This is a genomic window from Nocardia sichangensis (assembly GCF_047200615.1).
Taxonomy (GTDB): Bacteria; Actinomycetota; Actinomycetes; order Mycobacteriales; family Mycobacteriaceae; genus Nocardia; species Nocardia sichangensis.
In genome coordinates this window covers 57,242-77,865 of record NZ_JBJZOK010000032.1, presented here as the reverse complement: position 1 = coordinate 77,865, position 20,624 = coordinate 57,242, and the positions used below count along the sequence as shown (strand labels likewise).

At 66.7% G+C, this 20,624-nt stretch carries 46 protein-coding genes; 45 read left to right on the top strand and 1 reads right to left on the bottom strand.

The window, feature by feature from the left end:
• The first annotated feature begins 91 nt into the window (after positions 1-91).
• The 21 genes from ACL03I_RS32770 to ACL03I_RS32670 all read left to right on the top strand — a co-directional run bounded on the left by ACL03I_RS32770 (position 92) and on the right by ACL03I_RS32670 (position 8,880).
• Positions 92-475, top strand: a complete 384-nt coding sequence (locus ACL03I_RS32770; RefSeq protein WP_412807847.1) for a DUF7694 domain-containing protein — start codon at positions 92-94, stop codon at positions 473-475.
• Entirely contained in the window at positions 475-1,002 is a 528-nt protein-coding gene (locus ACL03I_RS32765; RefSeq protein WP_412807846.1) for a hypothetical protein, read from the top strand. Before ACL03I_RS32770 ends, ACL03I_RS32765 begins: the two co-directional genes overlap by 1 nt.
• Positions 999-1,595, top strand: a complete 597-nt coding sequence (locus tag ACL03I_RS32760) for a hypothetical protein (protein ID WP_412807845.1) — start codon at positions 999-1,001, stop codon at positions 1,593-1,595. Before ACL03I_RS32765 ends, ACL03I_RS32760 begins: the two co-directional genes overlap by 4 nt.
• Before the next feature lie 273 nt (positions 1,596-1,868).
• Complete coding sequence (locus ACL03I_RS32755; RefSeq protein WP_412807844.1) at positions 1,869-2,252, top strand: hypothetical protein; 384 nt, start codon at positions 1,869-1,871, stop codon at positions 2,250-2,252.
• Positions 2,253-2,481: 229 nt separating this feature from the next.
• Positions 2,482-3,030, top strand: a complete 549-nt coding sequence (locus tag ACL03I_RS32750; protein ID WP_412807843.1) for a 3'-5' exoribonuclease domain-containing protein — start codon at positions 2,482-2,484, stop codon at positions 3,028-3,030.
• Positions 3,027-3,347 (top strand): hypothetical protein, encoded by a 321-nt coding sequence (locus tag ACL03I_RS32745; protein WP_412807842.1) that lies wholly within the window; start codon positions 3,027-3,029, stop codon positions 3,345-3,347. The genes ACL03I_RS32750 and ACL03I_RS32745 overlap by 4 nt, the downstream gene beginning before the upstream one ends.
• Positions 3,344-3,733, top strand: a complete 390-nt coding sequence (locus ACL03I_RS32740) for a hypothetical protein (protein ID WP_412807841.1) — start codon at positions 3,344-3,346, stop codon at positions 3,731-3,733. Before ACL03I_RS32745 ends, ACL03I_RS32740 begins: the two co-directional genes overlap by 4 nt.
• Positions 3,733-3,882, top strand: coding sequence for a hypothetical protein (locus tag ACL03I_RS32735; protein WP_412807840.1), 150 nt, complete (start codon positions 3,733-3,735; stop codon positions 3,880-3,882). The genes ACL03I_RS32740 and ACL03I_RS32735 overlap by 1 nt, the downstream gene beginning before the upstream one ends.
• Complete coding sequence (locus ACL03I_RS32730) at positions 3,879-4,319, top strand: hypothetical protein (RefSeq protein ID WP_412807839.1); 441 nt, start codon at positions 3,879-3,881, stop codon at positions 4,317-4,319. Before ACL03I_RS32735 ends, ACL03I_RS32730 begins: the two co-directional genes overlap by 4 nt.
• The gene (locus ACL03I_RS32725) at positions 4,316-4,729 is read left to right on the top strand and encodes a hypothetical protein (protein ID WP_412807838.1); all 414 of its coding nucleotides are present in this window, start codon (positions 4,316-4,318) and stop codon (positions 4,727-4,729) included. Before ACL03I_RS32730 ends, ACL03I_RS32725 begins: the two co-directional genes overlap by 4 nt.
• Positions 4,726-4,977 (top strand): hypothetical protein, encoded by a 252-nt coding sequence (locus ACL03I_RS32720; RefSeq protein ID WP_412807837.1) that lies wholly within the window; start codon positions 4,726-4,728, stop codon positions 4,975-4,977. The genes ACL03I_RS32725 and ACL03I_RS32720 overlap by 4 nt, the downstream gene beginning before the upstream one ends.
• Before the next feature lie 305 nt (positions 4,978-5,282).
• Positions 5,283-6,002, top strand: coding sequence for a hypothetical protein (locus tag ACL03I_RS32715; protein WP_412807836.1), 720 nt, complete (start codon positions 5,283-5,285; stop codon positions 6,000-6,002).
• The gene (locus ACL03I_RS32710) at positions 5,995-6,174 is read left to right on the top strand and encodes a hypothetical protein (protein ID WP_412807835.1); all 180 of its coding nucleotides are present in this window, start codon (positions 5,995-5,997) and stop codon (positions 6,172-6,174) included. Before ACL03I_RS32715 ends, ACL03I_RS32710 begins: the two co-directional genes overlap by 8 nt.
• Entirely contained in the window at positions 6,171-6,329 is a 159-nt protein-coding gene (locus tag ACL03I_RS32705; RefSeq protein ID WP_412807834.1) for a hypothetical protein, read from the top strand. The genes ACL03I_RS32710 and ACL03I_RS32705 overlap by 4 nt, the downstream gene beginning before the upstream one ends.
• Positions 6,330-6,332: 3 nt before the next feature.
• Complete coding sequence (locus tag ACL03I_RS32700; protein WP_412807833.1) at positions 6,333-6,566, top strand: hypothetical protein; 234 nt, start codon at positions 6,333-6,335, stop codon at positions 6,564-6,566.
• A gap of 25 nt (positions 6,567-6,591) precedes the next feature.
• On the top strand, positions 6,592-6,747 hold the full coding sequence (locus ACL03I_RS32695; protein WP_412807832.1) for a hypothetical protein: 156 nt from the start codon (positions 6,592-6,594) through the stop codon (positions 6,745-6,747).
• A complete protein-coding gene (locus ACL03I_RS32690) occupies positions 6,740-6,895 on the top strand; it encodes a hypothetical protein (protein ID WP_412807831.1) in 156 nt (51 codons plus the stop codon). The genes ACL03I_RS32695 and ACL03I_RS32690 overlap by 8 nt, the downstream gene beginning before the upstream one ends.
• 76 nt (positions 6,896-6,971) lie before the next feature.
• Positions 6,972-7,529 (top strand): hypothetical protein, encoded by a 558-nt coding sequence (locus tag ACL03I_RS32685; RefSeq protein ID WP_412807830.1) that lies wholly within the window; start codon positions 6,972-6,974, stop codon positions 7,527-7,529.
• Positions 7,522-7,908, top strand: coding sequence for a hypothetical protein (locus ACL03I_RS32680; protein WP_412807829.1), 387 nt, complete (start codon positions 7,522-7,524; stop codon positions 7,906-7,908). Before ACL03I_RS32685 ends, ACL03I_RS32680 begins: the two co-directional genes overlap by 8 nt.
• On the top strand, positions 7,901-8,257 hold the full coding sequence (locus ACL03I_RS32675; protein ID WP_412807828.1) for a hypothetical protein: 357 nt from the start codon (positions 7,901-7,903) through the stop codon (positions 8,255-8,257). Before ACL03I_RS32680 ends, ACL03I_RS32675 begins: the two co-directional genes overlap by 8 nt.
• Positions 8,254-8,880, top strand: a complete 627-nt coding sequence (locus ACL03I_RS32670; RefSeq protein ID WP_412807827.1) for a hypothetical protein — start codon at positions 8,254-8,256, stop codon at positions 8,878-8,880. The genes ACL03I_RS32675 and ACL03I_RS32670 overlap by 4 nt, the downstream gene beginning before the upstream one ends.
• 58 nt (positions 8,881-8,938) lie before the next feature.
• Here the strand turns inward: ACL03I_RS32670 and ACL03I_RS32665 are convergent, their stop codons facing one another.
• Complete coding sequence (locus ACL03I_RS32665) at positions 8,939-9,163, bottom strand: hypothetical protein (RefSeq protein WP_412807826.1); 225 nt, start codon at positions 9,161-9,163, stop codon at positions 8,939-8,941.
• 114 nt (positions 9,164-9,277) lie between these two features.
• Between ACL03I_RS32665 and ACL03I_RS32660 the strand changes: the two genes are divergently transcribed.
• The 24 genes from ACL03I_RS32660 (at position 9,278) to ACL03I_RS32545 (ending at position 20,604) form a co-directional block, all read left to right on the top strand.
• The gene (locus tag ACL03I_RS32660; protein ID WP_412807825.1) at positions 9,278-10,063 is read left to right on the top strand and encodes a hypothetical protein; all 786 of its coding nucleotides are present in this window, start codon (positions 9,278-9,280) and stop codon (positions 10,061-10,063) included.
• The gene (locus ACL03I_RS32655) at positions 10,060-10,470 is read left to right on the top strand and encodes a hypothetical protein (RefSeq protein WP_412807824.1); all 411 of its coding nucleotides are present in this window, start codon (positions 10,060-10,062) and stop codon (positions 10,468-10,470) included. Before ACL03I_RS32660 ends, ACL03I_RS32655 begins: the two co-directional genes overlap by 4 nt.
• Complete coding sequence (locus ACL03I_RS32650; protein ID WP_412807823.1) at positions 10,467-10,679, top strand: hypothetical protein; 213 nt, start codon at positions 10,467-10,469, stop codon at positions 10,677-10,679. The genes ACL03I_RS32655 and ACL03I_RS32650 overlap by 4 nt, the downstream gene beginning before the upstream one ends.
• 300 nt (positions 10,680-10,979) lie before the next feature.
• Positions 10,980-11,375, top strand: a complete 396-nt coding sequence (locus tag ACL03I_RS32645; RefSeq protein ID WP_412807822.1) for a hypothetical protein — start codon at positions 10,980-10,982, stop codon at positions 11,373-11,375.
• Between the two features lie 433 nt (positions 11,376-11,808).
• A complete protein-coding gene (locus tag ACL03I_RS32640; RefSeq protein ID WP_412807821.1) occupies positions 11,809-12,411 on the top strand; it encodes a hypothetical protein in 603 nt (200 codons plus the stop codon).
• Positions 12,412-12,576: 165 nt separating this feature from the next.
• Entirely contained in the window at positions 12,577-12,981 is a 405-nt protein-coding gene (locus ACL03I_RS32635) for a hypothetical protein (protein ID WP_412807820.1), read from the top strand.
• Positions 12,982-13,041: 60 nt separating this feature from the next.
• Entirely contained in the window at positions 13,042-13,323 is a 282-nt protein-coding gene (locus tag ACL03I_RS32630) for a hypothetical protein (protein WP_412807819.1), read from the top strand.
• A gap of 104 nt (positions 13,324-13,427) precedes the next feature.
• The gene (locus ACL03I_RS32625) at positions 13,428-13,616 is read left to right on the top strand and encodes a hypothetical protein (protein ID WP_412807818.1); all 189 of its coding nucleotides are present in this window, start codon (positions 13,428-13,430) and stop codon (positions 13,614-13,616) included.
• 11 nt (positions 13,617-13,627) lie between these two features.
• A complete protein-coding gene (locus ACL03I_RS32620; RefSeq protein WP_412807817.1) occupies positions 13,628-13,798 on the top strand; it encodes a hypothetical protein in 171 nt (56 codons plus the stop codon).
• A gap of 31 nt (positions 13,799-13,829) precedes the next feature.
• Entirely contained in the window at positions 13,830-14,051 is a 222-nt protein-coding gene (locus ACL03I_RS32615) for a hypothetical protein (protein WP_412807816.1), read from the top strand.
• 92 nt (positions 14,052-14,143) lie between these two features.
• Entirely contained in the window at positions 14,144-14,362 is a 219-nt protein-coding gene (locus ACL03I_RS32610; RefSeq protein ID WP_280412308.1) for a hypothetical protein, read from the top strand.
• A 125-nt stretch (positions 14,363-14,487) separates the two neighbouring features.
• A complete protein-coding gene (locus tag ACL03I_RS32605; protein ID WP_412807815.1) occupies positions 14,488-15,456 on the top strand; it encodes a DUF3560 domain-containing protein in 969 nt (322 codons plus the stop codon).
• Positions 15,457-15,589: 133 nt separating this feature from the next.
• Positions 15,590-15,730 carry an RNA-binding protein gene (locus ACL03I_RS32600; RefSeq protein WP_280185421.1) on the top strand — a complete coding sequence of 47 codons (141 nt, stop codon included), beginning with the start codon at positions 15,590-15,592 and terminating at the stop codon, positions 15,728-15,730.
• A 79-nt stretch (positions 15,731-15,809) separates the two neighbouring features.
• On the top strand, positions 15,810-16,076 hold the full coding sequence (locus tag ACL03I_RS32595; protein ID WP_280185422.1) for a hypothetical protein: 267 nt from the start codon (positions 15,810-15,812) through the stop codon (positions 16,074-16,076).
• 83 nt (positions 16,077-16,159) lie between these two features.
• Complete coding sequence (locus tag ACL03I_RS32590; protein WP_412807814.1) at positions 16,160-16,864, top strand: hypothetical protein; 705 nt, start codon at positions 16,160-16,162, stop codon at positions 16,862-16,864.
• Between the two features lie 12 nt (positions 16,865-16,876).
• Positions 16,877-17,419, top strand: a complete 543-nt coding sequence (locus tag ACL03I_RS32585) for a hypothetical protein (RefSeq protein WP_412807813.1) — start codon at positions 16,877-16,879, stop codon at positions 17,417-17,419.
• Positions 17,420-17,621: 202 nt separating this feature from the next.
• A complete protein-coding gene (locus ACL03I_RS32580; RefSeq protein WP_412807812.1) occupies positions 17,622-17,849 on the top strand; it encodes a hypothetical protein in 228 nt (75 codons plus the stop codon).
• Positions 17,850-17,936: 87 nt separating this feature from the next.
• Positions 17,937-18,065, top strand: coding sequence for a hypothetical protein (locus ACL03I_RS32575; protein ID WP_412807811.1), 129 nt, complete (start codon positions 17,937-17,939; stop codon positions 18,063-18,065).
• Between the two features lie 87 nt (positions 18,066-18,152).
• Positions 18,153-18,641: a hypothetical protein gene (locus ACL03I_RS32570; RefSeq protein WP_412807810.1), complete on the top strand. Its 489-nt coding sequence runs from the start codon at positions 18,153-18,155 to the stop codon at positions 18,639-18,641.
• Positions 18,638-19,003 (top strand): hypothetical protein, encoded by a 366-nt coding sequence (locus ACL03I_RS32565; protein ID WP_412807809.1) that lies wholly within the window; start codon positions 18,638-18,640, stop codon positions 19,001-19,003. The genes ACL03I_RS32570 and ACL03I_RS32565 overlap by 4 nt, the downstream gene beginning before the upstream one ends.
• Positions 19,000-19,356: a DUF6283 family protein gene (locus ACL03I_RS32560; protein WP_412807808.1), complete on the top strand. Its 357-nt coding sequence runs from the start codon at positions 19,000-19,002 to the stop codon at positions 19,354-19,356. Before ACL03I_RS32565 ends, ACL03I_RS32560 begins: the two co-directional genes overlap by 4 nt.
• Positions 19,357-19,403: 47 nt before the next feature.
• A complete protein-coding gene (locus tag ACL03I_RS32555; RefSeq protein ID WP_412807807.1) occupies positions 19,404-19,694 on the top strand; it encodes a hypothetical protein in 291 nt (96 codons plus the stop codon).
• Between the two features lie 3 nt (positions 19,695-19,697).
• Complete coding sequence (locus tag ACL03I_RS32550; protein ID WP_412807806.1) at positions 19,698-19,931, top strand: hypothetical protein; 234 nt, start codon at positions 19,698-19,700, stop codon at positions 19,929-19,931.
• A 322-nt stretch (positions 19,932-20,253) separates the two neighbouring features.
• Positions 20,254-20,604: a hypothetical protein gene (locus ACL03I_RS32545; protein WP_412807805.1), complete on the top strand. Its 351-nt coding sequence runs from the start codon at positions 20,254-20,256 to the stop codon at positions 20,602-20,604.
• The last annotated feature ends 20 nt before the right edge of the window (positions 20,605-20,624 follow it).

Below are 20,624 nucleotides of genomic sequence, written 5' to 3'. Positions count from 1 at the left end.
GAATCTGCCGCGCCTGCGAGAACAGGCGATCGAAGGCATACCAGCGCGCCAAACACCGCACCACGAAATCACCCACCCCGAAAGAGCAACCGTGACCACCCCTGCCCCGACCACTGTGAACGCGCTGAAACTCCGTGCCGTACTGGGCAAGTCAGCTTGGTCGATACCGCAACGGTTCGGCACAGATGGCTGGGCCATCGCCCGCCTGGACAAGAAGGCCGGCGTCATCGTGAGTGCCTTCGACCTCGAAGGTGGTTCCTGGATTCACGCATCCATTGCCCACTACGACCAGACCATGCCCAGCTACGACGAACTGGCGCTGCTGCACAGGGCAGTGTTCGGCCGCGGGTGGGCCTACCAGATATTCGCGCCACCGGCCAGCCACGTCAACATCCATGAATACACGCTTCATTTGTGGGGAAGAGTCGATGGTGCCGCGATGCTCCCAGACTTCGGGGCAGCGGGGACGATCTGATGGTTTCTCTCTGGTGGTCGTTCGCCCTGACCACGATCGGTGTGGTCGGCCTGGCCCTCGTCTACGCCCGCCCCCGGTCTGTCCTCGGCCCTGGCATCGGACTGGCTGTTCAGGGCTTGTGGATCACTTACTCGGTGAGCACCGGCCAATGGTGGTTCCTGCTGAGTGCGCTCACCTACGGCAGCGTCAACATGTACGGCATCCACACCCGCCGCACAGCCCACGCTGCCCCACCCCGTGACGAGCAGGCCACCGACAAACCCGTCTTCGCGGTCACGCTCACCGACCTCACCGAGATCCAGTACCGCGCCCTGTCGGACATGAACACCTTGCTGCACTCCCTGGTCCGCGTTGACCGTGACCGCGCCGTCTTCCGCGGCTCGGCGCCCGGCGTCATCGCCGACATCCAACAGCAGATGGACCGATTGCGCGCGATCACCGGGACCGCCTACCCGTTCCGGGAACTGTGCTCGATCCGCGATCGGATCACCGCACAGGCCACAACCGACACCGAGGACCTGTTGTGACCGACAACGACAGAATCACCGACCGCGGATTCATCCACTACGGCGCCGGTCCGATCGTGACCAGCACCGGAATGCCCGCGACCGTGGATGTGTCCGAATCGTCGGCCGCCTGGTGCGGGTCACGTACCAACCCCGAAGGCGACAGCGGCCCGTTCATGTGGCTGAGGGTCACCAGCACATACCCCGACGAGGACCCCCACCGGCCGGGGAAGTTCCTGCCCCTGGACAAACCGAAGGAAGCGACCGCGCACCTGAACCGCGCCGAGGCCGCCGAGCTGCACGCGCGGGTCGGCCGATGGCTGAACGATCCGGCGCGCGTCGTCCTCGCCGTGCCTATGGAATCCAATCCCGCCGAGGCGGGAACCGTCGGCGAATACCTCGCCGCTGTTCTGTCAGCGGTGTGGAGCGACGGGGGCAACGCATCGGGCAAACGCATATTCGGCGAGTCCGGGTGGCGGACGTACCTGGTCGAATCCCTCGCCCGCGCATGGATGATCGCCGCCGAGTTCGATGATGACGGCGAACTCAAGACCTACGACCAGACGGAATGCGATCGGCTGATGCGTCTCGCCATCACCGCATTGACCTCCTGAATGGTTCGTGGTGCGTCCAACCGGACTGACTCACCGGAAGCGCCCCAACGAGCGCAGCAATAGGCCGTTCCCGCGGCCCGCGCGCTCCGCAACCCCGCCCCTTCTCTCGCGGGGGGCAACGCTGCGCACCACCGAACAGGCCGGGCGGGATACGGACCCCCGCCCGGCCCCCAACCGCAGACCCCAACCGCTGGCGGGCACCAACGCCTGGACCCGCCGCGTACGGCCGAAGCCCCGTATTCCCCTGCACCCACCATCCCCACACTCACCGATATGGCAGCCACAGAAATGACCCAGTACAAGCCCCCCACCCGAATCGAAGCCCTCCGCGCGATGGGCCGGGGTGACCGCATCTTTACCATCGTTATCGGCGTTCTCTCCGTGATCACCGCCGCCTTCATCCCCATTCACGTTGTCCGCATGATCGTCACCGACTACGCCGATGAGTGGTACGACCTGATCACGCTGATGGTCGTGGCGTCTTACTTCTCCGCCATCCTCAGCAGCGACTACTGGCGGTACCGCGCCCGCGCCGCCGAACGGCACATCGCTGACAGCGCCCAGCAGAGCCGCACCACCAACGGGCCGATCGTCATCACCGACGCAGCGGGACGGATCGAGTCCGTCAGCGGATTGAATCCGGACCTGCTGCGATGACCCACACTCACGTCCCGTTCGCGAACCCGTATCTGCGCTGTACCGAATGTGACGAGCAGGCAACCGGATTCCACCACCCCGACAAGTGCGGCTGTGAGTCCAGCAACTGGCTGATCCCCTGCAAGCACGAAGCCGGAACGGTCAGCATCTGCACGACCTGGGGACCACTGGACGGATGCCGTTGCCGGGAAGTGTTCGGCCGCGTCCCGCACAGCCAGGAGACCCAACGATGACCACCTACTGTTACGACTGCGAATTCCTTGAGGACGGGAAAACCATCGAGTTGATCTCGATAGGGATCGTCTGCGAGGACGACGGCCGCGAGTACTACGCCGTGAACGCGGACATGCCTGTCCGAAGGATTCGGAAACACCCGTGGCTGATGAACAACGTGGTGCCAGGTCTCCCGAAACCCGCAGGCGACTGGAACAACCACATGCCGCGCCGCTGGCTGTTCGACTACCACAACCCCGTGGTGAAGAAGCGATCCCGCATCGCCACCGAAGTGCGGGACTTCCTGCTCGCCGCCGACGAGCCGCGACTCTGGGCGAATTACGTTGCCTACGACCATGTCCTGTTGGCGCAGTTGTGGGGGCCGATGAGCCGTCTGCCGTCCGGAATCCCGATGTGGACCCACGAACTCCAACAGGAGATCGAACGTGTCCCCGGATTCCAGGCACCCGTCCAGCCCAGCGGACACCACAACGCACTCGAGGACGCCCGCCACAACGTCGCCGTCCTGCGCGCTCTCCGTGAATGTGGGGCCCTCCCATCATGAGCACGCCTACCCGCCGCCCGCGCGGACTTGTGCGGCTCAGCGAGACCACCACCGACGGCATCGACATCTACGCCATCGGCGTCTTGCACGCACTCGGCTTCGCCTACAACCTCGCCCGGCACGGCCGCTACCGGAACGCATGGGATCGGCTGCGACGCATCCCAGGATTCTGCGACCGCCGCAGCTCGTGGAACGGCTACCTCGCCGAACCCCTCGACCCCACCATTCGCATCACCCGCGCCGGCACCGGCTGGACCCGCCGCCGTGCCGCCGCCGACCTCCGACGCCACATCACCCGGCAGGAGGCACAGCGATGAGCCCGCGCCCCATCCCGACCTGCACCACGTGCGGTAAGCCCGCGGACCCGCACCCGTACCGGCACCCCATCACCGTCTGGCAGAAACCGGAGCATCCACCGGAGGGACGGGCGGGGATCTCGCCGAGCGGACTCGTCGGGCTCAGCGACGCCACGGTCACCAGTTCCTCGCCGGACCCATGTGGGATATCGCCGCAGGCCGCCCCTGAACACACCACCGAGGTCGTCTCGGCGCGGGTGCCGCTCGCCGACTACGACAAGGCGATGCGGCTGCTGGACCTCGATCCGGACCGGGCGTTGGTCACCGTCCATATCGAACACGGCGTGATCACCGCGACGTACACGGAACTGTCCAAGGTCGGCACACCCATCCCTACGGAGACCTGATGAGCACCGCCATCCTGATCATCACCGCTGGCTGCCTGGTCGTGTTCGGCACGACCCTCAAGGGCACGCTGGGATTCATCCTCTGTGTCGCCGCGATCCTCTGCGGCCTGGTCGCCCTGTACCGGATCTTCGCCAGGCGAACACCATGATCGACACCCAGCAGGCCCGCCTACTGGATTGGACCGAACTGCTCACCCGCGACTACGGCTACTGCGGACCCGGCGCCGCTTACACGTTCGCTCTCCTGCGCGAGGCGGCCGACCGCGGTGAACTCCCACCCGCCCCCGCACCGGTAGGCCCACTCCCACCCGAACCAGATCCGTACAGGAAAACAGTCCAGCAGCTCCAACGGTTACTGGCACCGAAGCGCCCGCCCGCGCCCTTTCAGTGCCCGCAACCGGACGGCGGTGCGTTGCTCTGCACTCTCACGGCCGCCGAGACACGCCTACTGGAGCAGGCCACCACCGAGGCCACCCGTACACCGCCACGTCAGTCGGAGTGGCAGCGGCAGGCGCAGGCCGAGCGGGAGCCGTTCTCGGCACTCATCCGCGCGCTCCTCGACACCAACCGAACGGAGACCCCGTGACCGATCAGCCGCACCCAGACACCGGCCTGAGTCCCAACGCCACCGAGTTCACGAACACCGCCCGCGCCCTGTCTGCACAGGATGCGGACAACCCGCCCCGGTTCGCTGAAGGCGGCCCCGTGTTCCTCGCCCCACCAGCGGCCCGCCTGCGCATCGTCAGCCTCCCCGCCCGCCCGGACGACACCATCCCGTTCCTGATCGTGTTCGACCGCTGCACCGCCGAGCAGGCCGCGCACCTCCACACCACCGCCCCCTTGCTCCGCGAAGCGACCGGCGCCGCACTCGTCCTCGTATTCGGCAACACCGTCGACCTCGACAACGCCGAGTGGGACGAAGAGACCACCCGAAAGGCCCTCGGCCCCAACCTCACCCACGACATCCTCACTGATCTCGGCCGGTGGTCGTCGTGACCCCTACCGACACCCGACCACCCGCCACCGCCGACGAATCACCGGCCCGCGCCACGGTCCTGCACTGGCTGCAGGTCGTCGGCTACCTCCTGGTCATCGCTGTCGGCCTGGCCATCGGCCTGCCGCTCGCCGTGCTGCTGATGTGGAACCTGACCCTGCTGCTCGGCTCCGTCGCCGCAGCGGCGGCCGGGATCGTGATCGGCGCCGGCGTCCTGGCCGGTGTCGTCTGGCACGTCCTGCGTGGCTGACCAACCCACACTCGGCCCGCCACCACCCCGCCTGCCCGGAGAGCTCGTCGTCCGCCTGGTGGAGGCATACCAGCGGCATTACAAGCATCTGCCCCTCCTCCACGCGGACGACGTGCTCCCCCTCCTCCACGGCGGTGACCGAGAGTTCGCCGCCGCCGAAACCCTCCTGAATGCGAACCGTGTCTACTACCCCGAAGGACCAGCATGAACCTCGCCGAAGAATGCGAGACGATCCCCTCCACTGGCAACGCCGTGGTCGACGGCATCGTCTCGATGTCCACTCTCGCGGCCTTCGCGTGGCTCGCATGGCTGATCTTCCGGTGAAGGCCATGGACGAACTGTGTCCCGATCCTGACGTGATCGAGGTACCGGCCCGCTGCACCGAGTGCAGCCTGTACGTCGACGCCCCTCATGCCTCCTCACGCAAGCTGTGCTCGACGTGCCGGTCAGACGAGATGCCGCCCCCCGATGTCGCGGACGCTGTGTTCCGGGCGGGACCACCACCCGTGACCGCGCCGACTCACCCCGGCGGCGAATTCACCGCCACCGAGCGCGCCCTACTGCGCCGCATTCCCCAGTACATTGGGGCCTGCATCTCCAGCCCAGAGCACGGCATCGCCTCCCTGCGTTACGGCCACCTGGGCGGTGGCGGCGGCGAGTTCACCACGGCTGGCGCCGTGCTGTTGCACTACCAGTGCACCCGCACCGCCATCGAAGGCCAATGGCACGACTGGATCCCAATCGCCTGGGCCGCGCCGGACGACATCCGCCCCACCGGTACGCCGATCATGTTCCGCGAAGGCGAACTACTGCGTGAGGCCCGCATCAGCTACACGCGGCTGCACCGCTGGTGCGAATCACTCCCCGCCGACGTGCGAGCCCAGGCAACAACCTGGTGGCGCACCTACCCGGAGAACACGCGCAACCTCGGCGCGCTGGTCCAGCTGACGTTGCAACAGCTGGCCGACCCCGGCCCCGTCAACGAACTCACCCTCTTCAACCTCCAGGAGCACACCCATGCCTGACACCAGACAAGACCCCGAAATGACGGAGGAAGACCTAATCGCGTGCGAATGGTGCGATTACCGCACGGCATTCGGCGTCAGCGAGCACGCCCTCACCGAAACGCACAAGGCGTTCAGAGCCGGGTGGGAAGCCGCCCGCGGCAAGAGCTTCGAAGGCGGTCCGCTGCGATGAGCCGCCTCCTCCTCGCAATCGCCGTCGGCATGACCACCGCCGGTCTCGTGCCGTGGCCGCTGTGGCTGCTGCTCGCCGTGGCCATCGCCGGACTGCTCGAGGTGTTCCGCGTACCCGAACGAATCGCGCGCCGCTTCACCACCGAGGAGGGCTGAACCATGCCCGCGAAGACCTATCTCCTCCGACGCGACGACGACGAACTCGGCGTGCACTTCCGGCAGGAACCCTGGATCGGCCCCCAGGTTCGGTGCATGGTGCCCGGCTGCACCTGGACACACCCGGACTGGGATGAGAGCGCGATGCAAGCCCACGCCCGAGACGAATGGTCCGGCGAATGGAAGCACGAGCAGCCGCCCCTCACCGGCTATACCGGAACACACCGCGGGTGCTGACTGCCCCTGCAAACCGACCCTGTCGGTGACCTGGAACCACGACATCGACCAGGCCGTGGTCCAGCTCTGCCACAACGCGCCCACCGAACTGGTCGTCGGCCGGGAAGCCGCCGCGGCCCGCGCCCGGTTCAGCAGCAACCCAACACTGCATCCGCAATGGAAGACGGTGGACCGTGGCTGACTGGATAGACGACCTCGTGGAATGGCAGATCCAGCAAGGAATCAACCGCGGCGAATACCAGCCCCCACCGAAACCGCCGGCGGTCCGCAGCGTCTCCTACTCGGTGCTCGCCGGTATCCGCCGTATCGCGAAAGACCGCACCCAATGACCACCCCATCCACGCCCGTGGAGATCACCGTGTACGGCCAGCCTGGTTGCCAGCTCGCCAATCCGGAAGGACAGTCATGACCCTCATCCGCATCTACGTCCGATCCGACGGCGCCGAACTCGACGTGCGCGAAGAAGAGACCGTCTCCCTGAAATCCGAACCCGAAACGGAACGGCTCGCACGCATCATGCGCCGCGTCCTCGGCAAGGTCGAACGAGCACTCAACTTCGGAACCGCCACGGGCACACCAGGGATCACGGTGCCTGCTCATCTCGTCGGCAAGCTCCAGCACGTCCCTCTGGACAAGCGCGAGGCACTGCGCGCCACCGCACCCGCACCCGGCGCGCTTCAGGTTCCCATCGAAATCGCCGCGTCGTCGTCGGCACTCCTCCCCGCCCCCACCAGCTGGCGCAGCAGCGGCGAACCCAGCTGGGAAATCAACGCTGACTGGCGCGACACGAAAGCATCCATTACCCCCACAGCGCCGATCAACCGGGACGACTCCGACATCCCCACCGTCGGCATCTACCTGCACGACGAAGTCAGCAAGTGGACCCATCCCGAGGCCCGCGCGCTCGCCCTGGCCATCCTCGCCGCCACCGAATGGAAAGGAGAGGACGACACCGGTGTCTGACGAACTCGCCATCCCCGGCCCCGATGCCAGCCAGCGCCCGGACTTCGTGATCCTCGGCTTACCCAACCCGGACGGCGGTGTCATCGTCTACGCGTCGAAGGAACTCCGGAGAGCGGACCTGGATTACTTCGCCGAATACGGCGAGAACGCCGCCTTCCTCGCAAGGCCGCGCCCGATCCGCCGTGGGTACACCCTCACGACCGAAATGGGCAGGATCGCCATCGCCACCGGCACCGACTACGCCGACGCGATGCGCAACCTGTTCACGATGTGGCAGCCCCCAACCCCGGCCCGCAGCATCGCCGGGCCGCGTTCCCTCGAATCCTCACACGAGAACGGCCTGCACCTGCCATGGACAGGGCAGGGCGACGATGCATAAGTGGTTGGCGGGCTGGGCCGGTCAGTTCTCCCACTGGTTCGCCCGCCTGGCTGATCGGCTGTGGCCGCCCTACCCCCGGCGCTTCGCTGTCGGCGGTGAGGTGCAGGGGCCAGGCCCGGCGAGCGAGGACAGCATTCCGGTGTGGCTCGGTGAGCCCTACGTGTATGGCGCTGGCCAACCGCCGCAATTCATGGCGGCGCTGAGACAGCATCTGGAAGGCCAGGATTTTCGGCGCTTGTGCCCGGCCTGCGGCGCGCACCTCATCGACTACAACGGCGAGATGTGGCACGCCCTACGCGGCGTCGCCGGCGTGACCGGCCTATCGCGGACCTGCATCGGGCTGCCATGACCCGCTCCGCACCGTCCCTCAGCGATTTCGAACCCACCCGAGCCCACTGGCGGCAGCTGGCGCAGTCGATCACCCGACGCTACAAAGGCACCTGCTGGGGGTGGCGGCTGGACCTACCTTCCGGCACCAACCTCAAAATGCGGCTGAGCGACTCGAACGTCCTAATCTCGCCGTTGCGGCTCACCCTCTACCAGGCCGGGATGCTCCCAGCGTTGGACGCCCCGATGCACATCACCGGAATGACGTGCACCGACCGCCGCCACGGCCCCGACTTCCACCACTGCGTCAACCCGAAACACGTGATCCTGGGGATGCCACCGTTCACCGAGCAGGACAAGGCAACCATGCGCGCCGACTACCGGACAGGCGCATCAATCCAGCAGCTGGCCGACCAGTACAACCGCAGCACCACCGCGATCCGCAACGCGCTCGCCGGAGAACGAAGCCGCGACCAGAGACGCGCCAAGGTCTCGCAGGAAATCGCCGCCCTCATGTACATCCAAGGCGCAGGGCTGCGCCAGATCAGCGAGCACCTCGGCTACTCGGAGGCCAATGTCCGCAACATGCTGGTCAAGGCAGGCGAAGAACTGAGACCACCAGACGAGCGAAACGCTCTGTGCTAGAGGCGACACAGCTACGGCCACCCTTCACCGGCTGGCCGTAGTTGTCCTGTGCCATCCGTCAGACGAACGACGCGCCCTTCTTGGGCTTCCACTCGATGGCGAGCGGGATGGATTTCGAAACCGCCACCTGGATTTTGCCGCCATCCTTCAACGTGGCCTCGACGAACGCGATGCCGTTGTCGGACTCGAAGACCCTCTCGACCTTCGCGATGAACAGCTCGGCCAGTTCATGATCCAGCTCGTGTGTCGTGCCGCCGTAGTGAAGCGTCGTCGTACCTGCCAACTCATACCCTCCTGTGTGATGCCCCGACCTGCCGCAGAGCCTATGCGGTACGTGCCCGCGGAATGCGTGGATCACGGCCGATTCCGCTGCACCCCTGGCTCGTAGCTTCCGGCCATGGGCAGCACACCAACCGCACAGCGGTACCGCAAAAGGCCAGTCACGATCGAGGCAATGCAGTGGACAGGCGACAACTACCCAGACCTCTACGCCTGGACCGGCAACCGCGACGACGGGCACGAGATCGTCGCCGCCGCGCCGCAGGGTTTGCAGCTCTGGGTACAGGCGAACGAGGCATGGCTGACGCTGGAGACCGGTGAGTGGATCATCCGCGACAGCCGAGGTTTCTACCCGTGCAAGCCGGACATCTTCGCTGAGACGTACGAACGCTCTGAAAGCCAGGATGGTGACCGCCGATCGGGCATCGACCAGCTGATCAAGGACGCACGCCGCCAGGTGGCGCATATCGAAGACAGGTCGATGCGTGAGCAGTTGATCGCGGACCTCGCTGACGCCCTCGAAGAGGTCAAGGCGCAGCAGGTGGTCCGCGACGCCTTCGAGGCGGGATACCTTGCAGCCGAACAGTGGTGGGCAGACGCGCACCCGTGCTGCCACGAGAGCGACCAAGCGGAGCGTGACGACGCATTCACTAAATGGCGCACCGAGCCCGCCGCGCAGGAAAAGCAGACGACCTGCAAGCACTGTGACGGCGCAATCCACCAGAGCCCGAAGGCAGGTGGCGACTGGGTCCATTCCGATGGCGCGCAGGCCGGACTCCACACATGCCCGGTCGATCTGTACGGCTTCCACGCCGAGCCAGTCGACGCACCCTGCGGTGACCATCCAGCCAACCCCTGCAACGGCGCCCGCGGACTCACCGTCATCGAGGAGCCCAGACCATGACCGAACGCGAACTGGATCTGAGCTGGGTGGACGAACTCCTCCATGGCATCGACCGCGACGAGTGCACAGACGACAACGGCTGGTGGACGACATCGACCGGCGTTGAATTCGGCGCCGGCAAACTCGCCGAGCTGAAAGCCGAGATAACGCGCCGCTTCTACCAGAGCCGCGAGCCCAACGCGCAGATCGCCTCGCCCGGTGAACTCCTGGGCTACAGCGTCGGATCACGCACCCAGGACGGCCGCTGGCACCTCTACGCGGGGGTGGACGACCACACAGCGACCACCTCCACCGCCGACCTCATCCGCGGCCTGAACGAGACCATCCCGACCAGGGTCTACGGCGACGACCACCCCGCCGAGTTCTTCACCACGGTGGAAGTGGTCGAGATCCGGAGGAAACCATGACCAAACCTGACAGCTGGTCCATCCTGGACAACAACCTTGCTACGGTCCGGCTGGGCAAAGTCGGGCACCGCGGCGGGGTGCTGGTGGACCAGCGCGAGCGCGAGATTCCCGCCGGCTCGTTGGATGGGACCGCGCTGGCCATGCTGCTCAAGGACGTGCGGATCACGCTCGGCCCTGACGGTGTTGCGGCCGAAGCGGTGGCACCGTGATCACGCCCGACACCCCACACACCAGTGACTACCGCATGACCTGCCCCGAATGCGGAGCCAAGTTCACCGCCTACCAGTGGGAACTCCACCACCCCGACTGCCCCACCCCCGACTACCCCCTCCCCCCCACAACTTCCGCCCCATCCCCCAACACGCCAGAAACACCCGATCCCATAGAGATCTCTGCGGCCGGGCGGTTTGCGGTCGGGTTGGAAAGGGGTGGTCACGGTGCCTAAGCGGGGGCGTCGGGGTGTGACGGTGTTGGCGATGGCGCGTCAGCAGCGGTGTCTGGCTGCTTTTGTGGCGGGGAAGTCATATACGCAGATCGCGCTGGATGAGGGGTATGCCAGCGAGTCCGGGGCGCGGATGGCGGTGAAGGCGGTCCTGGAGCGGACGGCGGCGGAGGGGGCCGAACAGCTGCGGCCGGAGCTGTTCTTGAAGTTCTCGGAGATGTATCGGCGCGGTTTCGCGATGATGGAGCAGGGGGAGAAGAAGGACGACCTGGACAAATGGAAGGCTGGGGCTGTGGTGGCGGACCGGGCGGCGGCTCGGATCATGCGGTTGATGGGGTTGGACCAGGCGAACACGGTGGTGCAGTTCGCCGGCGATCCCGGCGCGCTGGTCGACTTGAAGAACGCGTTTGCGGCGGCGTTGGACGGGGAGGCGCCGATCGATGCGGAGGTGGTCGACCAGTGATCGGTGCCGCATGGTTGCTGTCAGGGCGTCTACCGGGCTGTTGAGCCGGATAGTGGCGGGTTCGGCCGGAATGTACGACCAGGGAAAATTCTCCGATTTTTGCGGGGCTGTAACCGCCGGCGGTCCGGGCCGTGGGTAGGGGTCGCGGTCCGGTTGCTGGGCGTCGGGGTCGGATTCCTCAGCGGTATAAGACGAGACCGAGCGATTTGACGGTGTTGATGGAGTGCCGGGTGTCGACGTGTCGTGCCCCGTTCGATCCGTCGTCGCCGGTTCCGGCCGATCGTCTGTGCAGACCGTGTCGGGAGCGGTTGCGGCAGGAGCGGCCGTTTCTGCCTGGTCTAGATGACCTCGACTAGCGGTTGACTATACACACATTCACCCGTATAGTTGGTGGTGTCAGACGGAGAACCGTCACCAACCGGAAGGACCGGCTATGGCTGCCACCGCCCGCAAAAGCAAGCTCGACCTGCTCGAAGCCCTCATCGCGCACCCTCGCACTCCCGAGAATGAGCGGCAGGCGGCACAGGCGATGCTCACTCGGCTCGTGGAGAAGCAGCACGCAGAGGCGAAGGCCAATTACATCGATCCGACCTGGTACGGCGCGAAGTACGACGAGGTGCCCCGCTTCTGCGCAACCTCGGTGATCACGAAGGCTATCCGTGAGGAGATCAAGACCATCCGGAAGGTGGCAAAGAAGGTCTCAGGCGATGGCAGCGTGAAGCTTCACGACCCCATCGGCGACGCCCCCGCCGACCTCAAGTTCAGTGTCACCACGTCGCATCACGGGTCGATCAACATCACCATCAGCAACGTTCCCGACGAGTGGGGATGGGTGCAGGAAGACCGCTACGGCACCGGCAAGGCCGAGGACTGGCCCAGCGAGCCCCTGCGCACCCTCGGGCAGGCACTGAAAGCGCTGGCCAACGCCTACAACCACGACAACAGCGACATCACCACCGACTACTTCGACCAGCGGTTCTTCCTCAGCGTCAACGCCTGCAAAGGCGATGCCCCATACGGCGTCTCGGTCGCCTAGTCGTTTGCCTCGCGCCCACTGTGGTGGGCGCGAGGCTGACCAGATCCTCAGACCCTGACGGGAATTCGAGTGGATCATCCCGAATGGCACTTGACTATGCACACATTCACCCGTATAGTTGATGGTGTCAGACGGAGGAACCGTCACCAACCGGAGGAGACCGGCATGATCCGCACCACCTACACCCGCGCCCGCGCCACCCGCATCGCCACCGCCCACATCATCCGCACCCGCATTTCCGCCGCCCAGGCCGCCCGCCTCGTCCGCGCCCTCCGCCGCCTCAACGGGTTCTGGATGACCAGCCTCCTCGAGCGCGGCGAGTTCGTCACCGTCTCCCAGGCCCTCGCCGAGCTGGGCGCCGACGCCGAGCTGATCCGCCGCTACGCCTCTCAGGCGGGCAAGGCGATCAAGCGGGCCTACCTCAACACCTACGAGGGCCGCGAACCCGTCCAGGTGTGGAAGGTCGTCAACGGCCGCCCCCGCCAGGTCGCCGCCTACACCGCGACCGAGCCCGTGATCCGCGATGGTCTCGCCGCCTACACCCGGACCGCCCACCTGGTCGCCGCCTGACCTGCCCACCGGCCGGGGCGCACCGCCCCGGCCCGCCGCCCCTCCCAGGAGAAACCCCTCATGCCCGCACCGCTTTCGCTCATCACCACCCACCGCCCTCTTCCCCCGCTGATGCACGACGCCACCGCGCACCAGACCGAGCTGTACGACTGCTACGCCTGCGAGGCGATCGGCGCCGCACTCGACGCCGCGGCCGAGCGCGCTGAAGCCGCCGGTCCCGATCCCGCCGACATCATCGCCGCCGAAATCGCGTGGCGATGGAACAACGCCCGCGCCCGCCTCGCCCACGTCCTCGCCGTAGACACCGGCCTGCGCGTGCACGGCGACGAGCCGCCGTTCTGACCTACTCCGCCGCCCGGCCTCGATGGGAGGTCGGGCGGCCCCCTGCCCCATCCCGAAAAGCGCATCCCAGATGGACAGCAACAAACACCTGCAAGGAACTCACGATGAACGACTTCCCTATCCAGGTCACCGCCGAAATCCTGCCCGGCAAGACCGACCCCGCTGCCACCGCCCGGTTCGCCAACAGCAACCGCGCCACCCAGTACGCCGACATCCTCGCCGCGACCGGCGATTACAAATCCGGAGGCGTCTACATCACCGACACAAACGGCACCCGGCACCGGATCAGTTGACGGAGGACCCAATGGACAGCAACGACACCATGTACCGGTCGCTGGCGAATGCCATTGCGCAGCAGGCGGAAGCACTCGCCCTCGGCCAGGTGCCGACCGGACAGCGCTACGCGCAGGCCCGCCGCCTGCTCGACAACACCCAAACGCTCATGGCGTGGACCACCGACGACCGCCGCGCCTGACAACAACTCGAATCGGACAGGAAAGCCCGCTATGGAAACCACTGAAATCACGCTGCCAGACGGGATCGGCCCGGACGAGAACGTGACGTTCGTGTTCTTGCAGTGCCGTACCTGCGGCGAGAAAGGCCCCACCGTCCGCGCCGATGACCACGGCTATCCAGACGGCCCGTGGGACTACAACCACGGGAGGACCACAGGGCACAAGACGTTCTATCTGTTCACGCTGTCTCGGCAGACAGCCCGACTGTTCTAACCGCCCCGCACGCCGACGGCCGACGCCGCCGCCTGACCCACCACCCCGGCCGGGACACCCCGCACCGGCCTACAACCCCGAAGGAACGCACCATGTTCGACCGCTACAACATCGCCGCCCGCCTGCCCGAGTTCAACGACGACCCCGTGCAGCGTCTCGCGCACACCGTCGCCGCGTACACGAATCGGACGGACGACGATTGGGTGGTCATCGCCACCCGCAACGCAATCCCCGGCCATTTCACCACCGGCATCACCTGGGGTGACCTGCGCGCCCTGCTCGCGCGGCTCCAGGGCGACAGCCCCGCCTGACCCACCGCCCTGGCCGGGGCGGCGTGCGGAGGGCCAACGATGTTCCCGCGTGCGACAGCCACCCCAACAACCAACCACCCCCTCGACGGACTGCACCGTCACCTACCGGAGGAGACCGGGACACCATGAGCCTCACTATCACCCACACCGCCGAAACCGGAACCGTGCTCGACGGCACCGTGCGCGGAGACGGCAGCTACGAAGTCATGAAAGCCCTGTGGCCCAACTGGAAATGGGGCCGCAGCATCCAACAGTGGTACATCGTTTCGTCGCGGGACCGGCAGCCGAAGGACTACTACATCGACGCCGCCGCGAAAGCGTTGCGCGCCGCGGGGTTCGATGTCGAACTGTCCATCGACCGCAGCCACCGCCCGGCCGCCGAAGCCGAAGCGGCCCGTGCCGAACGGCAGGAGGACCGCGTCGACGCCCTCAACGCGAAAGCCGACCGCCGCGCGGCGAAGGCCACCGCCGCCCATGAGGCGAGCAGGCGGGCCGCGTACCGCGTGCCCCCGATGGGAGAGCCGATCAAGATCGGACATCACTCCGAGCACCGGCACCGCCGCAGCATCGAGAAGGCGCAAGAGGCGGCCAGTCGATCCGTCGCAGCGGACCGCGAAGCCAACTTGGCGGCCCAGCGCGCGGACGCCGCGTCGCGCACCACCGCGCACCGGCACAACCCCGTCACCGTCGCAAACCGTATCGACAAGCTCGAAGCCGAACAGCGCGGCGACCAACGCATCCTGGACGGAGGCGAACGGGGACGCCCGCCGTACGTGACCATCCACGCGCCCGCCTCGGGTGAGTACCGCGAGAAGGTGATCGCGCGGATGGCTCAGCGCGCCGACGACATCGAGCATTGGAAAGCTGTGCGGGCGCAGCAGATCGCTGACGGCGAAACACTGGGGCTGACGAAAGCCGACGTCAAGAAGGGCGACGCCGTCAAAGTCCGCGGCGACTGGTACCGGGTAGTCCGAGCCAACGCGAAAACCGTCACCGTCGAAAGCCGTTTCATGGCAGGCCATGACGGCACCGTGCCGTACCAGGAGATCCGCGCGCACCGCAAAGCCGCCGACCTCGACAAGCCGGAGGCGTAGGCAATCCGCCGGCCGCCGATGCTTCGGTCCGTGGTGGCCGGTCCCACGCAAACCTATTGACTCTACACACAGTCACCCGTATAGTTGGAGGTGCAGACGGACTACACCGTCACCACCCGGAAGGAACCGGAACATGGCAGCCACCCTCACCACCGACCCCACCCCCACCTGCGGACACGTCGAGGACTGCACCACCCTCCGCGACACCCAGACCGGCGAATGGGTCACCTACTGCGGGTACGCCGAGGCGTCCGCCCTCGAAACCGCCGCCTGACCAACCCCCCGGGGCCGCCCCACCCAGGCGGCCCCTGGGACTGACGGAATAGCCGTCACCACCCGGAAGGACCCGGAACATGTTCAACCACAACACCACCGCGATCATCGACGGCCTCGACCCCACGACGCTCACCCCGGACCTGAACGAGACCGTCGCGCTCCAGGTCGCGATCTGCGCGCTCGGCTCCGACGCGCCGCGCGACGCCGGGTACGCGCCCGCCACCGCCCCACACCCCGGATTCATGCTTCTCCTCGCGCTCGACCCCGCCGCCCTCCCCGCCGTCTGGGCACCCGCGGCCGATCCCGACAACCTGCCCTTCTACGCCTTCCCCTGGGCCGTCTAGCCTGCTCGCCCCGCGCAGCCGCACACCAGCGGCTGCGCACCACCCCGACGGACACACCCGTCACCACCCGGAAGGAACCGGACATGCCTACCTCCACGCCCGCCCGCTACCGCCGCCGCTCCGACGGCCTCGAAGTCGAAGCACTCCAGAACACCCCCGACACCGAGATCTGGGACTGGGTACCGCCGAACCTGTGGCGAGCCGACGACCCCAACGCCGGAGTGCCCGCCCTCTACATCTTCACCATCAACGGCGGACAAGAACGCGTCTGGCTGAACAACTGGGTCGTTCGCCACCCGGACGGTCGATTCGAGATCGTCGGCAACGTCCGCTTCACCGACGAGTTCGAAGCCGCCGAACACGTCATCACCCCCACCGACGAACAACAGCATGTGCTCAGCCAGGCGCAGGCGCACATCGAATCCGCCGCCCCCATCGGCGAACCCCTCAAATCGGGTGAGTCCGTGGACCTCGAGGAGGAAGGGCAGATGCTCGCGGCGCTGGCCGAGGCTGTCGGGACTGCGAACGGCACCGCCGACTTCTGGACCAAGGTGGCCGACACCCTCTCCGCCTACCGCAGCCTCGGCGTCAACCTGCCGGAAACCCCGTACGGGCACGAGGAATGGTACGAGAAGTCGCCGGTGCGGATGCCGTTCGACCTGGACGAGATGCGTGCCGAACTGACCGCGCTCTCCCCGCTGATCACCAAGGCCCACACCATCGCCGCCCTGTACCGGCGGGAGGCCCGCCGCCTGGACGACGAGTACGCCGCCGTCGCCCCCGACTGACCGGGAGACCCGATGTCCAACACGACCTATGGCGAATGGCACACCCTCACCGTCGGGTTCGACGGTGAGGAGGACGGCAAGCCGCTGCTGGACTACACACTGGACCACCCCGACACCTGCGCGCCCGCCGATACCGCCCCTGATCCCCACCACTGGCCGGAACCGCGCTGCCACCTCGACCACATCATCCGGGAATTTGCGGGCGAACCGGACGTGTACGGGATTCCACCCGAACCCGGTACCTATCGGATGCGGGCATGGGCGTCGCCCGGCCAGTGGTTCGGCTCGTACTACAGCGATCCGGAAGACGGCATCGAGATAGACGAAGAATCTCACGACCAGGAGACACCGACGCCCGAATCCCCCTTCACCCGTATCGAGTTCGGGATCAGATACGCGCACAACGGCCTCACGCTGCCGATCGCGACCGAGACCGCCGAACGGTTCCTGTCCCAGGGCGAAACCCGAGGGAAGCTCGGCATCCTCATGCGCCGCAAATCCGGGCCGGGCTTCACCGGCGAATGGACGCCACAGGACGGAGGTCCCGCCGAATAACCCCGCGCGCGGTCCGCCCCTCCCTGCGCGGGCCGCGCTCACCATCTCCGACGGACAACGCCGTCACCAACCGGACAAGGACCGGACCAATGTCCCACCCTCACAAGCCGCCACAGCACTACATCCACAATCTCCCCGCCGATCTCACGGTATGCACCCTGATCCCGCACGACACCATGAGGCGATACAAGGCGGCGATCGCATGAGTACAACCCACCTCGATTTGATCGCTCGCGCGTTCGGATTCCAGTCCGAACAGCACTTCAATGACGTGCTGGCGGGCCGGGCACCGAGCGCCCTGCGTGACGAGCAGTCGGCCGCCTCGAACCGCGCCGCCGCCGAATCCCGCGCGCAGGCTCAGAAGCAACGCAAGCAAGAGGGCCGCTGGGCACGCGACAAGGCGCACGAGCTGAAAGCTGCCAAACGGTGAGCGCCCTGATCGCGATCGTCGCGCTCGGCGGTCTCGGCGCGGCCGGGATCGTCGCACTTGTCATCGCCGGATCGCGGGGATAGAGCGATGCATCTGCCCCACATCTCCCGAGGTACCCGGCGGTTGCTGCGCGAAATCGGCAACGTCGTCCTGATTATTGCCGCCGGTGCGCTCGTCTGGTTCGTACTGGCGTGGTCGGCGGCGGTCTCAATATGAACCGAATTCTGCTCGCGCTCAATGGCATTACTGGGACTTGATCCCGGCCGCCTCACCCCGCCCCCCCGCCACGTAAGGACACGACCCGTGCAACAAGCCGACATCGACCAGATCGCCAGCACCCTCGTCAACGAACACCTCACCGCCGACATCGAATACAGCGAGGTGTTCGACCACGAAGACTGCGCCGACATCCCTGAACACCTCATCCGACTCATCCATCAGCGCGCGAACGAACTCCTGAAAGACGCCGCCACACGCCTGGACCCCGACCCGGACCGCATCCCGCTCGGCCAGCCCTACCAGCCGTCGCAACTCCGCCGCAGCGTGGTCGTGGTCCGGCAGGTGTTCCACTCCGGATTCACCGCCTTCACCGGCAGCCCGTGCTGCAACCGGATCACCCGCATCCCCCACGAGGACATCGACTACGCCCAGGACAGGAACCGGAAAGGGTTCCCCGTCTACCTCACCCGAACCGCGAAGTGCGGCACCTGCAACGCCTTCTATGAAATGCCGGTGCCCGCCGACATCCAGGCCAACCGCATCACCGAACTCGAATGGAAATCCCTGGGATGACCGACACCCGAGAAACCGTCGCCGAACTGTTGGGTGCCGCGTTGGTCGACGCCCGCGGTGAACACGTCGAGGTCGGCAACAACGAGGTGACCATCCGTGGAAGCGAGGGCATCGCCGCGGTAGTCGACAGCCTGCTGTCCCGTGCCCTTGTCGTCCCCCGTTCGGAGGCGACGCCCCGTACCTGGAACTCGGTGTACGGCATCCCCTTCGATGCTCTGTTCCGTGGGCTGCCCGATGGGTCGCTTGTGTGGCGGCGGTTCACGCATGACGCCGTTCGGGTTGCCGACTCGATCGCCTGGATCGAGGACGCCCGCAAGTTGGACGCCAAGTTCCCCGAGGGTTTTAAGGAGGTGCAGCCGTGAGCTCAACGCTGCCGCACCGCCGCTATCCCTGCGCGGAATGCCCGTGGCGCACCGACGTTGCCCCCGGCCAGTTCCCCGCCGAGCGGTTCGAAGCGCTCTCCTGCACCGCGGGCGGTCCCGGGCGGGAGGCGGACTTCAGTGCCCCGATGTTCGCCTGCCACAAGAGCCCTGAGGGCCGCGAGGAAGCCTGCGCGGGCTGGCTCGCAGTCGCCGGTGTCGAGCATCTCGGTGTCCGGCTGGCGGTCGCGTCCGGTCGCCTCGACCCCGCCGCCCTCTCCCCAGGCGACGGATGGCCGCCGCTGCACGAGTCCTACACCGAGATGGCCACCCAGAAAGCGAGCAACCATGCCTGATCAGACCGCCCTCAAAACGGAGTATGCGCGAAGGCCGGGAGGCGACCGTGACTGACGGCTACCGCGACGGCCTGAGAACCGAAACCGAGTTCACGGGCAATGCGTTCGCGATCGACCCCGAAGGCTGCGGCTGCACGGACTGCATCATCGGCCAGGCGTTCCATCCCTCCGACACCTGGCGGTTAGAAACCGCGATCGCGCAGGGCCGGACGCTCATCAACCGCACCGGCCACGAGGTGATCCTCCCGAACGGCTACCGCCTCGAGGACGACCAGAGGTGGCAGCCCGGCCGCGAACTCCACTGCCCCGGCTGCCTGTGCCCCGACAGGAGGTGGTGAATCGTGCCTGACCAGACCGCCCCGACCGGACGCCCATACACCCCGATCCGTACCAACCCGGACGGCTCACGTACAGGGGTCATCAAACGCATGTGCTCCGGCTGCGGCCGGGATCTCGGCGACGTCACCATGCAGGAGATCCAAGACGCCATCGACGGCAAACCCCTATCGGACACCCGCGCTGAATGCGGATGCGCCGACACATCTCGTGACGTGCCGGCGGTGGCCGATGTCTGAGATCTCGTGCGTTGTGTTCGTGGGTACGCATCCGGTGTCGCGTCATCGTCGGGGTGCGGGGCGACATCGGGCGGCGCCGCGGCCGTTGTCGTCGTATCGGTCTGCGCTGGCGTTGGCGGCGTCGTGGGTGACGTTCATGACGGTCATGACGCTGTCGCTGACGGTCCTGTTGTGAACTCGCTCTGACCATCACTAGCGGGGTTGGTGTGTGTATTGCGCCCCGTTGGTTCATGCTCGTCTCACCACTTGACTATTGGGGTGAGCGTGTGTAATGTCTCTCATGTCAGACGGATAAACCGTCACCCACCGGAAGGAACCGGCCATGAGCACCACCCTCTACGCCCGCACCGACACCGACACCCGCCGCCGCGTCCTCGAAGTGTTCGAGGACCCTGACCTCACCGCCCGCGCCGAGGACCGCTCCCTGGTCCTGCACATCGAGGACGGCGACTTCTTCCGGGGCACCAAGTGCGAGGAATGCGGACGCACTGCCGCTACCGCCGTCGAATGGGCCGACCGCAAGGACGGCCGCACCGACGAGAGCCGCTGCGGTGACCACCTCGCCGACCTCCTCGGCGTCCTCTCCAACCTGGACAGCGTCGACCACACCGAGCACATCGACCTGCGCGTGTCCCCGTGGTACCTGGCGTACGTCCACAACGTCGCGGCCTGACCCCCAAACCACCGGCCGCC